Genomic DNA, 765 nt, shown 5'->3' with positions numbered 1-765 from the left:
GGTCATTGCCAAGAACATCGAGCAGGCAGCCAAAGACGCGATCAATTCTTGCGCAGCCTCGCTCAAGGTCGCTGCAACTGTCTGATCCCTCCCTCACAGCCGGAAAGACGGCCCGATGCCCTGCTCCCCATCGCAGGGTGCATCGGTTCTGAATTCAATCTGGAGATATGCCGTGGACAAGGAATACTTGAACGCGTGCCTTTCCTATTGCCCGGACACTGGGGCGCTCACTTGGCGAATTCGCCCGGTTGAGCACTTCGTGAGTCAGGCGGCCTGTAATTCATGGAATGGCAGATTTGCCGGCAAGCCGGCCGGATCGATGCGCGGCCCAACCAATCGCCCTTACCTGACATGTCGTCTTGGCGGCGTGCAGATGTTCGCCCATAGAATCATCAAAATGATGCACGGCGCCAACATCGAAGGAATGGACGTTGATCACCTGAACGGTAACGGCCTGGACAACAGGCTCTGCAACCTGCGCGTTGTTTCGCGTCGCGAAAACAACATGAACATCAGGAGGCAGGCTCGTAACTCGTCGGGCGTTACCGGCGTTCGCCTGCATCGCTGCGGCAATAGCTACGGCGCTTTCATCATCAGGCACTCCAAGCGCGAATGGCTTGGTAGCTTCGACAACATCTTCGACGCGGCAGCCGCAAGGAAGTCCGCAGAGAACAGGTACGGGTTCGGGCCATCCCATGGCCTGGCCATGAACCAGTAACAGCATCCCGCATCTCCTTCCCTTCACATACGACCGCATTGGCAGGC

1 protein-coding gene is annotated in these 765 nt (G+C 57.8%); it reads left to right on the top strand.

The features are described 5' to 3' along the window. Positions 1-172 precede the first annotated feature (172 nt). Positions 173-718, top strand: coding sequence for an HNH endonuclease signature motif containing protein (locus tag APH30_RS28580; RefSeq protein WP_177333814.1), 546 nt, complete (start codon positions 173-175; stop codon positions 716-718). Positions 719-765 lie beyond the last annotated feature (47 nt).

Origin of the sequence: Pseudomonas sp. NBRC 111127 (assembly GCF_001320345.1) — a bacterium.
Taxonomy (GTDB): Bacteria; Pseudomonadota; Gammaproteobacteria; order Pseudomonadales; family Pseudomonadaceae; genus Aquipseudomonas; species Aquipseudomonas juntendi.
This window is presented reverse-complemented; position numbering and strand designations above follow the sequence as displayed.